7 protein-coding genes are annotated in these 17,497 nt (G+C 64.3%); 1 reads left to right on the forward strand and 6 read right to left on the reverse strand.

Annotation, left to right across the window (positions count from 1 at the left end):
• Positions 1-47 precede the first annotated feature (47 nt).
• The 4 genes from MUN81_RS17405 to MUN81_RS17420 form a co-directional block, all read right to left on the reverse strand.
• On the reverse strand, positions 48-1,556 hold the full coding sequence (locus tag MUN81_RS17405; RefSeq protein WP_245112729.1) for a hypothetical protein: 1,509 nt from the start codon (positions 1,554-1,556) through the stop codon (positions 48-50).
• Positions 1,557-1,619: 63 nt separating this feature from the next.
• Positions 1,620-3,491: a glycoside hydrolase family 2 TIM barrel-domain containing protein gene (locus tag MUN81_RS17410; RefSeq protein ID WP_245112731.1), complete on the reverse strand. Its 1,872-nt coding sequence runs from the start codon at positions 3,489-3,491 to the stop codon at positions 1,620-1,622.
• 128 nt (positions 3,492-3,619) lie between these two features.
• Positions 3,620-5,134 (reverse strand): RagB/SusD family nutrient uptake outer membrane protein, encoded by a 1,515-nt coding sequence (locus tag MUN81_RS17415; protein ID WP_245112733.1) that lies wholly within the window; start codon positions 5,132-5,134, stop codon positions 3,620-3,622.
• A 22-nt stretch (positions 5,135-5,156) separates the two neighbouring features.
• Positions 5,157-8,360 (reverse strand): TonB-dependent receptor, encoded by a 3,204-nt coding sequence (locus MUN81_RS17420; protein WP_245112734.1) that lies wholly within the window; start codon positions 8,358-8,360, stop codon positions 5,157-5,159.
• A gap of 315 nt (positions 8,361-8,675) precedes the next feature.
• On the opposite strand from MUN81_RS17420, the gene MUN81_RS17425 reads away from it, so the two are divergent.
• Positions 8,676-9,692 (forward strand): LacI family DNA-binding transcriptional regulator, encoded by a 1,017-nt coding sequence (locus MUN81_RS17425; protein WP_245112736.1) that lies wholly within the window; start codon positions 8,676-8,678, stop codon positions 9,690-9,692.
• Between the two features lie 73 nt (positions 9,693-9,765).
• Here MUN81_RS17425 and MUN81_RS17430 read toward each other — a convergent pair whose 3' ends face one another.
• Together MUN81_RS17430 and MUN81_RS17435 are read right to left on the reverse strand one after the other, a co-directional pair.
• On the reverse strand, positions 9,766-11,940 hold the full coding sequence (locus MUN81_RS17430; RefSeq protein ID WP_245112737.1) for an RICIN domain-containing protein: 2,175 nt from the start codon (positions 11,938-11,940) through the stop codon (positions 9,766-9,768).
• A gap of 117 nt (positions 11,941-12,057) precedes the next feature.
• Positions 12,058-17,463, reverse strand: coding sequence for a carbohydrate-binding protein (locus MUN81_RS17435; RefSeq protein WP_245112739.1), 5,406 nt, complete (start codon positions 17,461-17,463; stop codon positions 12,058-12,060).
• Positions 17,464-17,497: the final 34 nt, after the last annotated feature.

Genomic DNA, 17,497 nt, shown 5'->3' on the forward strand with positions numbered 1-17,497 from the left:
TTCAACGACGAGACGCAAAATATTGCGTCTCTACCTTGTTTTGGCAATTATTGGGGCTGGCGCTGGTCGAAGAAATCGGCCAGGTGGTACATCTGCTGGTTGAGTTCGCGCATCTTGTCCAGCAGCGGCGTGTAGGGCTCAAGGAAGTTGTCGACGATGCCCTTGTTGGCGTTGGTGTTCGAGGGTTCGGCGCCCACGATGGTGGGGTCATTGTCCTGGTACTTGAACCAGTGCCAGCCCACGCAATTCTTCGATTCCAGTAAGCCCAGTGTGAAATTCTGGTAGAACAGGCCACGGTCGGCCTGGGTCTTCACCACCCAGCCGGCGCCGGCGGTGTTGGCCAGGCCGGGGGCGTCCTCCCCTTTCACGTACCACTCCGTCACCATAAAGGGCTTGCCGGCGAAAAGCTCCCAGTCGCGCACCCAGGTTTTTTCGGGCGTCCAGTTGTTGTAGTAGTTGATGCTCACCACATCGAGGTACTTGCCGGCCACCTTCATCAGCTCGGGGTAGTAGCGCTGGGCGCCGTGGAAGCGGCACCCGAGGTACATGTGGTTGGGGTCGTACTTTTTCATGGCCGTGGCCACGATGCTGAAATAGCGGTCGGCGGCGTAGGCCAGGAAGTCCTGCCGGTTCTGGTCGGTAATGGTTTCGAGGGTGATGTTGCGCTCGTCGGCCCACTTTTTGGCGGCCTGGTAGCCGGGCTCGGTGGTGGGCAGCTTGAGGTAGCCGTCGAGGTTTTTGCGCAGCAGCGGCATCTCGTTGTCGGAGAAATAGCCGAAGAGGTTTTTGTCCTTCTTGTTGCTGGCCAGAAATTTGGCGCGCTCTTCCACGTACTCCTGAAAGCCGGGGTCGAAGGTAAAAATCACGTCGTTGGGGTAGCCTTTGTGGCCGGGTTGCACGTAGGTGCCGCCGCGCTTGCTGCCGTAGCCACTCATCAGGTCCAGGTTGATGGTGTAGGCCAGCGGATGGTCGGCTTTCTGGTTTTCGGCCTGAATCTCCTTGGTGGCCGACCACGCCCCCGCCCCATTAAAGCCATTGGCAAACAGAAATTTGCGGGTGGCCGCCATCCAGCCGGCGCGGTCGGTGTACTTATCGGCCAGGGCCTTTTTGGTGCGCTCCGAGCTGCCGGGCTGCACGTCGTTGGGGGCGTTGTGCAGGAAGTAGTAGCCGTCGGGGTCCACGGCCCACCAGCGGCCTCCCACCTTCTTCACGTAGAAGAAGCCGGTGGCCTTGGTCTTTTTGTCGAGGCGCCCGCCGTATTTGTCCAGCTTCACGGTGGCGGGCTTGAAGCCCTGCAGCGTGGCCACGGTGCGCGTGGGGTAGTTCTTATACTCCGTAAAGCCCGCTTTGCCGTCAATAGAAGAATTGTTGATGGTTTTTTTGGCGGCTACGCGCAGGCTGTATTCGGCGCTGTCGCGGGAGGCGGTTTGGGCGTGGGCGGTGAGGGTGAGCAGAAGCCCAGCGGCGACGAGGAGCTGTCTGCCCCGGTCCGACGGCGCAGCCGTCCGACCGGTTGTCGCTTGGCAGCGTGGCTGCGGGTGTCGTTCTGCTTTCAATCGGTCGGACGGCTGCGCCGTCGGACCGAATCCGGTAGTCGGATGCTGGTTAATCGTTCCCATTTATTTACCTGCTTCGTATTTCGTCGCCATCTGCCGGTAATAGTCCTGCAGCACATAAAAAGCCTTCTTCTTCACGCCCGTGCTCGAAATCAGCCCCTTGCGGTTGAAGCCGTTCTGATAAACGGGGTGCTGGCGACGGGTGGCACGGAAGTCGGCCAGAATCCAGGGGGTCATGCCGCGCAGGCCCTTTATGGTGCTCAGCATCTTGAGCTGGTTCACATAGAGCGCTTCCTGGTACTCTTCGCTCCAGCGGGTTTCGGCGTCGCCGTGGTAGCCGGCCAGCGCGTCGCCGCCGAATTCGCTGATGACGACGGGCTTGTTGTACTTGATATCGAAAGTGTATTTGGTGATTTCGCTCGGACTGCCGCCCCAGTACCAGCCGGCGTACTCGTTGAAGCTGGTCAGGTCCAGCGACTCGCCCAAAGCATCGTCCACGTGCACCACGTTGTCGGGGGTGCGGTGCAGTTCCAAGGCGGCCGCGATGAGGCGGGTGTCGTCGAGGGAGCGGGCTTTGGTTACCAGGCTGGTCATAAATTTCAGGCGGGGGTCGCCGAGCGGCGTTTCGTTGCCCACGCTCCACACCACCACGCTGGCGCGGTTTTTCCCCATCGAAATCAGGTCCGAGAGCTGGGCTTCGGCGTTTTGGTAGGTGGCAGGGTTTTCCCAAGCAATGGTCCAGTACACGGGCACTTCGGCCCACACCAGCAGGCCCATCTCGTCGGCCAGCCTCAGCATGGCTTCGTTGTGCGGGTAGTGGGCCAGGCGCACGTAGTTGCAGCCCAGCTCCTTGGCCCAGGTGAGCAGCATGCGCAGGTCGCCTTCGCCGCGGGCCCGGCCCGGAATCAGCGGGTTTTCGTCGTGCATCGAAATGCCGCGCATGAAAATGGACTTGCCGTTGAGCAGAATGTCCTGGCCCTTGGTCTGAATGGTGCGGAAACCGATGTTATCGGTCACAGCGTCGGCGCCGCTGCTCAAGCTCACCGCGTAGAGCTTGGGGCTTTGCGGCGACCACAGCTTCAGCTTCTTAGCCGGCAGGCTGAAGGTGGCGCGGCCGTCGGCATCGGTCTTTAGGGTTTGCTTGAGGCCGGCTTCGGCAATGGTCAGCGTCACGGCCTGGCTGGCTTTGGCGGGGCCGTCGAGCTGCACGTAGCCGGCCAGCTTGGTGGGGTCGTTTTTGGCCAGCTGCACCTTGTAGTCCACCACGAAGGTTTCGGGCGCTTCGGCCACGAAGACGTCGCGCGTGATGCCGCCGTAGTTCCACCAGTCGGTGTTGATGGTCGGGACTTCGTCGGCGTGGCGGGTATTGTCGGCCTTCACCACCACGAAGTTGTCGCCGGAGGCGCTCAGCTGGCTGGTGATGTCGTACTGAATGGGCGTGAAGCCGCCCTTGTGCATGCCCAGCTTCTTGCCGTTGAGGTAGATGTGCGCCTCGTAGTTGATGGCCCCGAAATACAGGAAATAGCGCTTGCCGGCCGCAGGCTTTAGGTTGAAGCTTTTCTTGTACCAGATGGTGCCTTCGTAGTACAGCAGCTTGGGGTCCTGCGAGTTCCAGTCGCCGGGCACCATCAGGCCCGCCGATTGGTCGAAGTCGTACTCAATCAGCTCGGGCTCCTGCTTCGTGCTGGGCTTTTGGTTGTCGTAGTAGCCGCCTTTGCCGGTTTTCGACTGGTCGAACGCCATGCGGCGGTAGTCGTAAAAGCCGTTTTCGTAGGGGTCGATGATATAGTTCCAGCGGCCGTTGAGGCTGAGGACCTGGCGGCCGGGCGCGTGTTGCAGCAGGCCGGTCTGGGCCTGCGCGGCCGACGCGGTGAAGAGGCCGGCGGCGCACAGCAGGGCCGCCAGCAGCCGCTTCATCGGGGTGAGTTGGGTCATGAGGAAAGGAGGAAGTGGGGAGGCAGGCAGACGGGGCACTGGCAAGCGGATGAGACGACGGCCCCGGCCCTTGCAGGGGCCATTGGGAACCGTCGCGGGCTCACCCACTCACCAGTTCACCCATTTGCCTAGTTGTAGCCCGGGTTCTGGGTCAGAATCGGGTTGGTTTGAATTTCCTGCACCGGCAAGGGGAAGAGCAGGTCGTTCGGGTCGATGCGGACCGTGGAGTTGTAGCGGGCAAAGAAGGCGTTCATCACCGGAATGGCGCGGTCGGTGCGCACCAGGTCGAACCAGCGGTGGCCTTCGAAGTTGAGCTCCAGGCGGCGCTCCAGCTCGATGCGGTCGCGCAGAGCGGTCTGGCTGATGGTGGCGGGCAGGTCGACGGTGGCGTTGGCCGTGGCCACGGGCAGCCCCCGCGAGCGGCGAATGACCTGGTTGATGGCCGCCAGCGCGCCAGCACTAGGGCCGGTGGCCTCGTTCACGGCCTCGGCGTACATGAGCAGCACGTCGGCCTGGCGCAGCACTATCCAGTCGTTTTCGGCGTCGGTGGCCGCCGTGGGGGTGTCGATGTACTTCTTGGTGTAGTATCCCAGCGTTGCCGCGGCGCCCGCGGGCAGCACGTACGACGTGGCCGCCCGCACATCGGTCGGGCCGCTGGCCGTGAAGGCGGCAATCAGGTCGTTGTCCACAGTATTGAACTGCTGGCCGGTGAAGGCCGCACCCAGCAGGGCCGTCGATTGCGCGGTGCCGTACGCGGGCATAAACCACGTGGTGAAGGCGCTGCCCAGGCCCAGCGTGCCCTTGGTGTAGCGCGCCGCAAAAATGATTTCGCTGTTCATCTCGTTGGTGGTGGCGAAGATGTTGGCGTAGGTAGCCTGCAGGGCGTAGGTGGTGCCGGTGGCCAGGGGCTGCAGCTTGTCGGCGGCGGCCTGGTACTTCTTCTGCGTCAGCAGCACCTTGCCGAAAAGCGCCGTGGCGGCGCCCTTGGTGGCGCGGCCCAGGTTGGTGGTGCCGGTGTAGGTCACGGGCAGGTTCTTTTCGGCAAAATCCAGGTCCTGCTCAATCTGGGCATACACCTCGGCCACCGGCCGGCGGCCAAAGGCATAGGCATCCTGAATGGCCGGCAGCTCCTGCGTCACCAGCGGAATGTCGCCCCAGATGCGGACGGCGTTGAAGTACGTCAGGGCCCGCAGGAAGCGCACCTCGCCGTAATAACGGTTGCGGGTGGCATCGGTGAGCTTCACGGCGCCGGCGCGGCTGAGGATGAGGTTGCAGCGCGCAATCATGCGGTAGGTCGAGAGCCAGTAGCTCTGGATGTGCTGGTTGTCGCTGAAGAGCGTGAAGTCGTTGTACTCGTTCAGGCGCTCGCCCGAAGTGACGGTGTAGCTGTTGTCCGACGGAATTTCGGCAAAGATGAACCAGCCGCGGCTGCCGCCGGCCTTACCGTAGAGGTCCTGCAGCGACGAGTACGCCGCCGTCACGCCCGTAAGGATGCTCAGCGAGTCCTTATAGCTCTCCGTGGTGGGAACCCGCGTGGGGTCGTTCAGCTCGATGAAATCCTTCTGGCACGACGTGGTGCCCAGCACGCCCAGCCCCAGTACCGTGGCCACGGCTGCTCCCGAGAAAAATTGATTGAAAGTCATGGTGGGAATTATTCAGTAGTGATTAGAAGCCAACCTGGAGGCCCAGCGTAACGGTGCGGTTCATCGGGTACGAGCCCTGGTCCACGCCGTAGGTGGGGTTGGTGGTGTTGCCGTAGTTGTTGGCTTCGGGGTTGTAGCCCACGTATTTGGTGAAGGTGTACAGGTTCTGCACCGAGGTGTAGATGCCGGCGGTTTGCAGGCCGGCTTTCTTGGCCCAGCCCACGGGCAGGTTGTAGCGCAACGTCACGTTGCGGATGCGCAGGAACGAGCCGTCCTGAATGAAGTAGGAATTGAACTGGGTGCGTAGCGAGGTGGCGGTGGTGGCAAAGGGGGTTTTGCCGTCGCCGGGGTTTTCCGGGCTGCGCCAGCGGTCCACGAGCTGCACGCGGCCGTTGGTCTGGCCGGGGGCGTTGAAGGTGTACCGGTCGCCGGCGTACAGCACGTCGTTGCCCTGCGAGCCCTGGAGCGTGACGGCCAGCGACACATCCTTGTAGCCGAAGGTGTTTTGCAGGCCGTAGGTGAAGTCGGGGAAGGGGTTGCCGATGACGCCGATGTCGAGCGAGTTAATCTGGCCGTCGCCGTTCACGTCCTTAAACTTGAAGTCGCCCGGCTGCACGGCCAGGTTGCTGCCCGTCCACTTGGGGCTGCCGTCCACGTCGGCCTTGTCGCGGTACACGCCTTCCTGCTGGTAGCCGTAGAACACGCCCAGCGGCTGGCCCGGCACCACCCGGATGGAGCTGGTGTAGCCAAACACGGCGTCGAAGGTGATTTGCTCGTTGGCCCCGGCCAGGGCAATTACCTGGTTGCGGTTCAGGGAGACGTTGAGGGCGGTGTTCCAGGTGAAGGGGCCGTTCACGATGTTGGCCGTGTTCAGCTGGAACTCCAGGCCGCGGTTGCGCACCTCGCCCACGTTGGCCAGGGCCCGCGACGAGTAGCCCAGAATGGCCGGGATGTTGCGGTTCAGCAGCAGGTCGGTGGTGTTGCGCTGGTAGGCGGCCACGGTCAGGTAGATGCGGTCGCGGAACAGGCCGAAGTCGAAGCCGGCGTCAAACTGGGTGTTGGTTTCCCAGCCCAGGTTGCGCAGGGCCAGGCCGTTGGGCGCAAAGCCGTAGTTGCGCACGCCGTTGCCGTTGCCAAACACGTAGTTGGCGGCCGTCTGGTAGCTCTGGTAGTTGTAGTCGCCGATGTTGTTGTTGCCCGTCACGCCGAAGGAGGCGCGGAACTTCAGCTCCGAAATGGCCGGAATGCCCTTGATGAAGGTTTCCTCGCCGGCGCGCCAGGCCAGGGCCACCGAGGGGAAGGTGGCGTAGCGGTTGTCGGGGCCGAAGCGCGACGAGCCGTCGGTGCGCAGCGCGGCCGTCAGGATGTAGCGCTCCTTGAAGGCGTAATCGACGCGGCCGAATATGGAAACCAGCGAGTTGGCCGAGAAAGCGGTTTGGCCGAAGAGCTGGCCGGCGGCCGTGGCGTACTCAATGTCGGGCGTGGTGTAGGTGCCGGTCTGGCCCAGCACGGTGCTGCCTTCGTTCTGGTTGTACTGGGCCGAATAGCCGGCCAGCAGGGTCACGTCGTGGTCGGCGCCGAGCTTGCGGTTGTAGGTGGCTGTGTTTTCCCACACCCAGTTCAGGTTGGTGTTGTTCACCTGCCGGGCGTCGATGTTGTTGAGGATGGGGTTGGAGATGTTGGCGCTGGCGTTGTTCACGGTGCTCAGCGTGGCCGGCACGTAGATGGCGCGGCGGTTGTTTATCATCTCGGCCCCGAAGTTGGTGCGCAGGTTCAGGCCCTTGATGATTTCAAAATCCAGAAAAGCCGAGCCCAGGCCGCGCACCGAGCTGGTGCGGTCCTTATACAGGTCGATGGTGGCCACGGGGTTGAGCAGGTCGCCGGGCGTGGTCACGCCCGAGCCCGAGTTGCGGATGGCGCCGTAGTCGCCATTGGCCAGGAAAACCGGGATGATGGGGGGCAGAATCAGGGCCGCCGTCACGATGGCCGTTTCGCCGCCGGGGCCGCCGCCCGAAATGTTGCCGCCGTTGTAGCTGCCCGAAATCGGCTTCACGTCGGTGCGCGAGAAGTTAGGGGCCAGGCTCAGGCCCAGCTTCAGCTTCTTGCTCAGCTGGGCGTCGTAGTTGGCGCGCAGGGCAAAGCGGTCGAAGCCGGTGTTTTTGATGACGCCCTTCTGGTTGAAGTAGCTGCCCGAAATGTAGAAGCGCGAATTGGTGGTGCCGCCCGAGGCCGACAGCTGGTACTGCTGCTGCGTGCCGGTGCCAAAAATCTCGTTCTGCCAGTCGGTGTTCGGCAACTCGGGAGCGCCGGGTGCCAGCTGGGCCGGCAGGGCGCGGTTGCCGTTTTTGAAGGATTCGCGCAGGTAGTCCAGGTACTGCTCCCGGTCCATCAGGTCCACCTTCTTGGCCACGTTCACCACGCCGGCGTTGGCCGTGAAGTTGAAACGGGTTTTGTCGTCGTTGCGGCCGCGCTTGGTGGTCACAATCACGATGCCATTGCCGCCGCGCGAGCCGTAGATGGCGCAGGCTGCGGCGTCTTTCAGAATCTGAATGCTCTGGATGTCGCCGGGCGGAATCTGGTTGTAGCTGTCGGCGCTGTTGAGCGGGTAGCCGTCCACCACGTACAGCGGGGAGTTGCCGGCCGAAATCGAGCCCAGGCCGCGCACGCGAATCACCGCGCCCTGGCCGGGCTCGCCCGAAGGCTCGGTAATCTGGGCGCCGGCCACCAGGCCCACCAGGGCTTCGGACGGCGACGACACCGGAATCAGCTCCACCTGCTTGGCCGAAATCGAGGAAATGGACGTGGCCAGCATCTTCTTCTCCTGCACGCCATAGCCCACCACCACCACTTCTTCCAGCGCTTTCGAGTCGGGCGCCAGCGTGGCGTTGATGGCGGTGCGGCCGCCCACGCTCTCTTCCTTGCTCAGGTAGCCCACGAAGGTGAAAATCAGCGTCGCATTTTCGGGCGCTTTGATGGTGTAACGGCCATCCACGTCGGTTTGGGTGCCGTTGGTGGTGCCTTTCACAATAACGTTGACGCCGGGCAGGCCCGCGCCCTTCTCGTCCAGCACGCGGCCGCTGATGGTGATGTCGGCTTTCACGCCGCGCGCCACGGTGGGCGCGGCGGCCAGGGCCAGAGTGGGGGCGCACAGGCCCAGGCTGAGCGCGGGCAGCAGCACCAGGGGCCGCAGGTAGCGCCGGAAATCGGGTCGTATTGAATCCGTCATGTGGTGGGTGGGTTTGGTGACTGTGGGAGGGCCACGGCGGGCGGTAGCGGGGCCGCGCGGGCAGTGAGAAAGTGGCCTGAAGCCACTGGCAAGCGCGGTCAGTGAAGACTTACCCAACCGATTGCCCTGCGAAGTACTGGGTTCTTCCCGCCGATTGCAGCTAGTGGACAGGTGTTTATTTACGCAAACGTTTTCGGTAGCTGCCCCCAAAACGGCGGTTTTCCGGGGTCCAACCGTTAGGTTTGTGTATTGCGGCTTTGCCACTTGTTATAGAAAATTGTCTTTTCTTTTCTTCCGTCTTCCCCCGTTCCTGCCATGACGCCCGTGAACCTGAAGTCGCTGGCCGAGCAACTCAACATGTCTATCGCCACGGTTTCCAGGGCCTTGCGCGATAGCCACGAGGTTTCTGAAGCCACCAAAGCGCGCGTGCGGGCCCTGGCCACGGCCCTCAACTACGAGCCCAACGCCTACGCCAGCAGCCTGCGCCGCAACCTGAGCAAAACCATCGGGGTGGTCATTCCGAAGGTGGCCAACCACTTTTTTGCGCTCGCCATCAACGGCATCGAGGAAGCGGCCCGCCAGAGCGGCTACCACGTCCTCATCTACCTCACCCACGACGATTACGCCCGCGAAGTGTCCATCATGCAGCACCTCAAGGGCGGCCGCATCGACGGCCTGCTCATGTCCGTGGCCAGCGGCACCGAGGACTTTGCCCACATCAAAAGCCTGCAGGAAACCAACCTGCCCATCGTGTTTTTCGACCGGGTGTGCGCCGAGGTGGCCACCGCCAAAGTGACCACCAACGACTACGAAAGCGGCTACCGCGCCACCGAGCACCTGCTGCAGGCCGGCTGCCGCAACATTGCCCACCTGCTCATTTCCAACAACCTGTCCATTGGCCAGTTTCGGCAGCAGGGCTACCTCGACGCCCTGCAGGCCCACGGCCTGGCGCCTGACCCTGAGTTGGTACTGTCCGGCGTGATGGACAACGACCAGAACGTGGCGCTCATCCGCGAGCTGCTGCAGCGCCGGCCCGACATCGACGGCATCTTTGCCTCGGTCGAGCGGCTGGCCATCAGCACCTATCACGTGTGCCGCGAGCTGGGCCGCCGCATTCCGGAAGACATCAAAATCATCGGTTTTTCCAACCTGGAGGCCGCTTCGCTGCTGGCCCCTCCCCTCTCCACCATCACACAGCCGGCCTACGACATCGGCCGCGAAGCCGCCAAAATCCTGCTCCGCGCCGTGGAAAAGAAGAAGCCCGTGCTGCCCAGCCAAAGCCTGGTACTGGAGTCGACGCTGTTTGAGCGCGAGTCCACAGCCCCGCGCTAGCCCGGCACCTCTGCCGCGCAAAAAAGGGCCGCCCCTGTACAAGGACGGCCCTTTTTTGCGTTTACAACCCGGCTTACTCCTTCACGATTTTCTGCTGAAGCTGGCCGGTAGCGGTGGTCACAGTGAGGTGGTACATGCCGGAGGCCAGGCCCTGCAAATCGAGCTGACCGTTGCGGCCCACGGCCCGCGACAGGCACACGCGGCCGGTGAGGTCGCGCAGAATGGCCTGGCCGGCATCGGCGTCGAGGGCCAGGTAGAGGGTGCCGGTGGCAGGATTGGGGAAGGTGCTCAACCCCGCTGCCGGCGCGGGGCCGCTGGCGAGACCGGCCACGGCGGGGCGGGCCTGCACGGCCTCGTTGTCGGCCGCCGCGGCATCGAAGCGCCATTGCTCGGAGAGGTAGGTGGGCTGGTCGGTGTACTGCACCAGCGGCAGGTCGGCCGTCACGCCGCCGCCTTTCACGTTGAGGTACTTGCCGCTGCGCTTGTTCTGGAAGCGGTAGTAGCCGCCGCTGCCCGTGTACACCACCTTCCACATCATATAGTCGCCGTTGGTGCCGCTGGTGCTCAGGGCTTCCTGACTGATGGGCTGGTTTTCCTGCAGGCGCTCGGCGTCGGTGGCGCCTTTGGGGCGTAGGGCTAGGTTGGTTGACTGGTTGAGCACGTAGTAATAGCCGGGGTCGGCGGGCTGCAGCACCCAGCGCGTCGAGCTCAGGGCCGAGGCATCGCCCACAAACTGCGTGACGTCGGCCGTGGCCGCGCCGCCGGTGGGGCGGGCGTAGCCAGCGGTGCCGGCAGCAATGGAGCTGCGGCTCACCAGGTTGAAGGACAGCTGGTGGCGCGGGGCTGCGTCGCCGTCGGTGTAGTACAGCTTTTCGAGCACGTTGCCGCTGGCATCGAGCCGGTAGAGGTGGGTGGTGCGGGCGGGAATGCTGCCAACCAGCTCCCGGCTCAGCGGAGTGTAGGCTTCCAGGCTCAGCTTCACGGCTTCGGAGCCGGCGTGGTAAGTGCCGTCGAAAGAGGCGCGGTAGGTGTAGGACGTGCTGGCCTGCATGTTCATTATCAGCAGGGTGTAGCCGTCGGGGCCGCGCATGCCGATGAACACCAGGTTGTTTTGCTCGGTGCTCTGGGTGCCGTTCATCACGTTGGCCTGGCGGTTGTTGCTGAGCATGGCCAGGTGCCACATGGTGGAGCGGCGGGCCGGGCTGCCGGTGCTGCCCATGGTGGCGTAGAGCGAGTAGTCGAACTCGGTCTGGCCCGCGCCGCTTTCGTAAATGCTCCAGGGCGTGAAGCAGAGGGCGCTTTGCTGCATGGCATTCTTGGCCATAAGCGCCACAAACTGCCCGGCTTTGAACTCCCAGGCATTAGCCTCGTTGTCGGCAGCGTTGTTCACGTTCACTTCGGTCACAGCCAGGGTAATGGGAGCGGCCGGGCCATTGTTCTTGCGCGGCCCGTTGTTGATGGTGTTGAGCATGGTGCGCAGCGTGGCAAAGCGGCTGCTCACCACGGACTCGGTGCGGTCGGCGTAGAAATGGAAGGCGAAATGGTCGAGCAGCGGAATGGTGGTGCCGGCCAGGTAGGCATCGCCCAGGTCGTCGAGAAAAGTTTGGTAGTAGCTGGGCAGGCCGGCGGTATCGCCGGGGTTGGCCACGTTGTAGAACAGCCGGAAATCGGGGCCCACCAGCTTGGCGTTCGGGGCTACGGTTTTGAGCTTTGCAGCCAGCTCGCGGTAGTGGGCCGCCCAGGTGGCGTAGGTGTAGCCGAGGTAGGTGGAAGAGCCCGAAACCCAGGTCAGCGTGGTGCCCGAGGGGTCGGGCTCGTTGCCAATGGCCCAGTAGGTGATGTTGTAGCCCCGGTTGGCGCAGTCCGCCACAAACGCCCCCAGCTCGGTGGCGGTGAGGTGAATGGGAATCTGCACCAGCGGCGTAGCGCCCACCGAGCGGGCGTAGTTGATGGCGCTGGCGTAGTTGGCCGCGTTTTCCCAGAGCGGGTCGGTGTCGAAGCGGTTGCCGCCGATGCGCATCCATTTCAAATCGGCCTTGCGCAGGTCGGGCGCGATGTTGGCCAGCGGGTCGGTCAGGGCCGTCGAGCCCGACTTGATATTCCAGTAATTAATGCCAAAAAACTGCGGCGAAATGGCCTGGGCCGACGCCACAAACCGGGCCAAGCCCAGCAGCAGCACGAGGCCCCAGCGCGCGGCACGGGGCCGGGCAAGAAGAGAAATGAGCGAAAGGGTAGCTTGCTTTTTCATGTGGGAATTGGGGTTGGTGAAGGAAAGAAAAGGCAATAGGGAAGCCAGCGCCCCCATTTGGGGACGCCGGCATTCCAGCAATGGCAGTGGTAAAAAGGCCGCAGCGGCCGGGCCCTGCTAGTGCAGCACCACGCGCTTGGTCAGCACCTGCGTGTCGGCCTGCAGGCGCAGCGTGTACACGCCGGCGGCCAGGCCCGAAGTGGCAAACTCGGCCGTGGCGCCGGCCCCGCTCAGGCCAATGGTGCGGCTGAGCACCGCCTGGCCCAGGGCGTTAAACAAGGTGGCCCGCACCTCGCGCAGCCCCGCCAGCGGCGGCAGCAGCACCGTGAAGCGGGCGTGCGCCGGGTTGGGGTACATGCTCACGGCATCGGCCGCCAGCTCGGCTTTAGCCGCCGTGGCCAGCGCCGCGCCAAACGCCAGGCTGAAGCGCCCGTTGTTCGCCCCCGCCGCCAACGTTACCGAATAGCTGCCGCCCAGCACCAGCAGTTGCTGCGTGCCCGCCGCGGCATCGCGCAGGTACACGGACGTCGAGCCAAAGTTGCTCAAATCGGCCACCGCGAAGGTGTAGGTGCCAGCTTGCGGCGCGCGCAGGCTTAGCGGCACCACTTGGGCAGCGCTCAGCGGCGCCAGACCGTCGATGGCCAGCGGCGTGTTGCCAGCCAGCACGGCCAGGTCGAGCCCGGCGGGATTGGGCAGCTTGGTGGCATCGAATTCAGCGTCCACACCGGCCGTGGCGCCGGCTTCAAAGTACACGTAGGCGTCGTCCTGCAGGTTGGCACCGCTCAGGGTGAGGCGCAGCAGCGGCCGGGCGTCCAGGGTGCCGCGGCCGAAAGTGGGCTGCGGGCCGAAAGTCGTGACGCGGTTGGCATTGGTCAGGTTCACGGCGCCGGGCGTGCCGGGGGCCGAAACGCGGGCAAAGTAGCCCGAGCCGGCCACAATAAGCGGGGAGGCGCCCACGCCGTTGGCGTAGCTGCGGTAGGTACCCGCGTACTGGCCGGTGCTTTGGTACACATACATGGCAGCGTCCATGCCCGGGCGCTGGGAGGCCGTCACGGTGCTCCAGTCCAGCGGCGACGGATACGGGTTGCCGAGCAGCTGCCAGCCGGCGTCCACGTCAGCCCCGCGGCTGAGGGCGCCGGAGGCCTGCGCGCCGTTGTTGAACGTGCCGGTGAATGCCACCGGGGCGGGCGTAGCGGGCGCATTCACGCTGTAGCCGCGGGTGGGCTGCATGAGGTCGGCGCCGCTGGCGGGCGAGAACCAGCCTTTGTCGAACGCGCTGTAGTTGGAAGTGGCGGTGGCAATACGGCTTTCATCGTAACCAAACACTGTGGGGAAGGGCGTCACCGCGCTGGGCGTAGCGCTGGCGTTGTAGTCCGTGTTGAAAGTCGGCACGAAGCCCGCGGTGCCCACGCTGCTAAGGGGCGCACCGGCCACCGGCGAGCTGTAGTGGCGGTAGGCCGGGCCCGTCACGGAACTCGTGATGGCGCGCTGCATGGTGCCCGCGCCCGTCACCACGCCGCCCGTGTTGTCGAGCAAAGCCGTGCCGGCCGCGCTGGAAAGCAGCGTGAAAGCCTGGCCGCCAGTGGCGAGGTTGCCGCTTTGCAGGCGGGCCACCTGGGCCACGCTCAGGGGCTGGCTCAGCGTCAGGGTGCGGTCGGTGCTGAGGGCGGCCGTGTTGTTCACCGTCAGGCTGCGCACACTGGCGGGCAGGCCGGCGCCGGTTACTTGCGGCGCGGTGCCGTTGTAGGTGTACACGGCATCGGCCGAAAACAAACGCGGGCCGGTGAGCTGAATGGCACCCGTGGCCCCGGTGGCGGCAATGCCGGCCGGGTCGCAGATGTGCAGCTCGGCGCCGGCCTGCAGCTCGAAGCTGCCCGCGCCGCCCAGCACCGCGCAGTTGGTGATGAGCCGTCCGCCCGTGAGCACGCGCACCGAGGTGGCCACCGTGGTGCCCAGCTGCAGCGTGAGCGTGCCGCCGCTCTGCACCGTGATGCTGTTGTAGCTGCCGCCAGCGCCCATGCTCTGGCCGCTCAGCACCACCAAATCGGGCCCAATGAGAGCGTTGCGCAGGCTCTGGATGTAGGTGATGTTGGGCGTGCCGAAGCCGAAGCCCCAGTTGAGAGCGGTGCTGCCCGAGGCGTTGGCTTTGCCCGTGCCGTTGTAGTCGGCCAGGGTCTGGGTTGGGTTGAGCGGGTAAACGAATTTGCTCGGGCTGCCGCCGTTGTCGAGGTCGGGGGCGGCCATCTTGTAGCCCAGTATCGACTGGTAGTTGGTCGTGACGGCCGCCCCGGCCCCGCCGATGGCCCCGCGGGTAGCAAAGGCATGAATGGAACCCGTAACGCCCGCAGCACCCGAACCGGCTGCTTTCACCATCACCATGTCGTACTGCGTGATGTTGAAGATGTTGCCGCCGCCCGCGTTGGTGAGGTAGGTGGTGTTGCCGAGCAGCAGGTCCAGGGTGTAATCGGAGGCGTCGGCGTCCTGCACGTAGCCGGCGGGGCCGGCCAGCTGGCGCAGCACCACGGTGGTGCCGCTGCGCACATCGGCCCAGAAGGCGGTGTTGTTGAACTGGTACTTGCCGCCGTTGTCGGCCGTGCCGTTGGTTTCAAAGTCCTTCACAATCATCCCGCGCATGTCCACGTGGTCCTGCACCACCAGCAGCTCCACGGCGTCGAGGTTGCCAGTGCCGTCGTTCGAGCCGTTGTAGACGCGGTTCACCACCACGGGCGGCGCCGGGTTGGCCAGGCCGCGCAGGGTCAGGATGTAGTTGATGTTGTTGGCGCCGAAGCCGTCGCCCCAGTTGCGGCTGGCGCTGCTCGACGCGGCCACGGCGGTACCGTTGTAGTCGGCCGTGCTCTGGGCCGGGTTGGTGGGATACAGGAAGGAGCCCGCCGGCAGCGTGGTGCTGTAGGTAAGCTTGGGCCCGGCCACGGCCGTGTAGAAGGCCGATACAGGGCTCCCGCCGTTGTTGCTGGCCAGCGCGTGCACAGCGTTATCAGTACCGGTGGGGGCACCGGTTTTCAGCAGCACCATGTCGGTGCCAGTGATGTTAAAATTCTGGCCCGCCGTGCCCAAGGCATCGAGGTAAGTGGCGTTTTCCAGAAAGAGGTCGAGCTTAAAATCGGCGGGGTTCAGGTCTTCGGCGTAGCCCGCCACGTCCGACAACAGGCGGCGCAGCACGATGGTGGTGCCAATGCGCAGGTCCTTCCACAAGGCGTTGTCCTTGAACTGGAACTTGCCGCCGTTGTCGGTGGTGAGGTTGCTTTCGAAGTCCTTCACAATCAGCCCGCGGATGTCGAGATGGTCCTTCACAATCAGCAGCTCCACGGCGTCTTTGCTGCCGTCGAACACGGAAGCGGCTTCGTTGTAGGTGCGGTTCACCACAATGCCTGTCATGGGCTGCTCCTCGAAGGTGAGCTTGGAGAAGTTGAGGCTGGCACTCACGATGTCGAACTTCAGCGTGGCGTTGGGGTCGGCCGCCAGGTACACGTTATTGATAACCAGGTCTTGGTAGGTGCCAAAGCCGCCGGTGGCCGGCACGGCTACCACACCTGTGCGGTCCACGTCGTTCACGCTCAGCCGCAATGAGCCCGTCGAGGTGGCGCCCGTCGACACCCGCACCGTCACCTTGTAGAGGCCACTGCGCAGGATGTTCACGGAGTATTTCAGCCACTCGCCGGTAGCCGAGTAGCCCACGTTGCCGTAGCCGCCGTCACCGTTTTCAGTGTCCACAGCTTCGTTGGGGCGCGGCACGGTGGGGTCCACGGCCGCCCCGCGGTTGGCCGCGTCCGAGTCGTTGAAGGCCGCGCCCTGGCCACCGAAATCGTACTCCACGGCCCGCACCACGCCCGGAATCACGGCCGGCGTGCCGTTGTAAGGGGTTCGCACGCAGGCACTCACCTGCACGTAGGCTGGCTTGCTCAGCACGATGGTCGTGTCGGGGTTCACCAGCGTCAAGGTCACGTCTTTGGGGCCGGCCGTGGCGTAGGTCACCGCAATGGGGCCTTTGCCGCTGGCGGTGGCCGGCGTAGCGCCCGCGCCAAAGTTCCAGTCCAGGGTGGTGTAGCCGCCCAGCACGGCGGCCGTGTACGTCACGGCTTCGGGCGCGATGCAGCTGAAGGTTTTATCGGCCGAAAACGACAGCTGCGTGTAGTTCTGGTTTGGGCCGAGGTAGGTGGGCGGCAGCGTCTGCTGGGCGTGCTGCAGCGAATAGATGATTTTGCGCGTGAGCTGGCCCTGGGCATTGAACAGCAGCACCAGGGTCGACTGCGCGTACAGCCGGTTCGTGTAGGCGGCATTGATGCCGGCCGGCACGTTGACCTTGAGCGCGCTGGCGCCCCCAATGGCCGTATTGTCGAGCTGCACCGTGAAATCGTAGTCGTCCGCCTCGCTTTCGTTGAGCAGCATTACGGCCGTGGTGCCGTTGTCGGTGCTGCTGAGCACTTTCACCAGGGCCTGATTGTCGGTGGCATTCAGGTTGAGCCCGTGCATGTTTTCCGACACCAGCATCTCGTGCCAGAACGCCGAGCGGGGCTTGAACGTGGCCGCCGTGCTGCCGTCGATGTAGCCCAAATCGCCGGCGCCGCGGGCCCCGCTGCCCTCGTGAATGGACCAGGGCTGCATCGACACGGCCTCGTACTTCATGCCCACGCCAAACACCTCGGCCCAAAACTGCCCGTTCAGGAAGGAGTGCACGCCCACGCCTTCCACGGTGTTGTTGCCGGGGTTGGCGTAGTCCACGTTGAACTCGGTGAGGGCCCAGCGCAGGGCGTTGGTGCCGGTGCGGTTGTTTTTGGCATTCGCGGCGGCCATCAGGCCCAGCAGGTTCACCACGTTGTTGGTGAGGTTGGTGGTGCCGCTGGTGACCTGGGCCCGCGTCTGGGTGCCGTTGAAGGGGTAGGTGTGGAAGGAGATAACGTCGACGTAGTAGCGCCCGTTGGCGTCGGTGCCGGTGATGTCGTTGGCGCCGCCCACCAGCGCGGGGAAGTAGCCCCCGCCGTAAGACGCATTCTCGGGACCCACGATGAGGATGCTGGGGTCCACCGCCTTCATGGCCGAGGCGAAGGACTTGATATAGGCCTCCACGCCCGCAATGCTCACCGGGTTGGGCTGCGAGGCCAGGTCGGGCTCGTTGCCAATAATCCAGTACTTGATGTTGCGGCCCATGGTGATGTTGACGTACTGCACTACCTGCGCCGCCTGCGCGGCCGTGAAGCGGCCCCGGCCCTCCGATACCTGCACCATGGGCTCTGCCCCGATGCGGCGAATGGAATCAATCAGGGCAATGTATTGGGCGTTGGTGACCAGGTTGGAGTTGACGCCGTTGCCGCCGATGCGCACCATGCGCACCTTCGACTGCTTCACCAGCGGCCACAGCTTGTCGAGCTGCCCGTTGAACACCTGCGTGCCCAGGGCCGTGGGCAGCCAGGCGTTCTGGCCCGCCAGGTAGGGCGAAATGGTCTGGCCCGACGCTGCGGGCAGCGCCAGCCAGCTCAGCACGAGTAGGAATAACAGTCTCTTCATGAAAGGGGGTGGGGTTTGGTTGAAAAGCAGCGCA

The organism is Hymenobacter sp. 5317J-9 (assembly GCF_022921075.1).
Classification (GTDB): domain Bacteria; phylum Bacteroidota; class Bacteroidia; order Cytophagales; family Hymenobacteraceae; genus Hymenobacter.

Coding starts and splice junctions, on each gene's coding strand:
- MUN81_RS17410 (WP_245112731.1), bottom strand. CDS start 3,491: ATGACCCAACTCACCCCGATGAAGCGGCTGCTGGCGGCCCTGCTGTGC.
- MUN81_RS17415 (WP_245112733.1), bottom strand. CDS start 5,134: ATGACTTTCAATCAATTTTTCTCGGGAGCAGCCGTGGCCACGGTACTG.
- MUN81_RS17420 (WP_245112734.1), bottom strand. CDS start 8,360: ATGACGGATTCAATACGACCCGATTTCCGGCGCTACCTGCGGCCCCTG.
- MUN81_RS17425 (WP_245112736.1), top strand. CDS start 8,676: ATGACGCCCGTGAACCTGAAGTCGCTGGCCGAGCAACTCAACATGTCT.
- MUN81_RS17430 (WP_245112737.1), bottom strand. CDS start 11,940: ATGAAAAAGCAAGCTACCCTTTCGCTCATTTCTCTTCTTGCCCGGCCC.
- MUN81_RS17435 (WP_245112739.1), bottom strand. CDS start 17,463: ATGAAGAGACTGTTATTCCTACTCGTGCTGAGCTGGCTGGCGCTGCCC.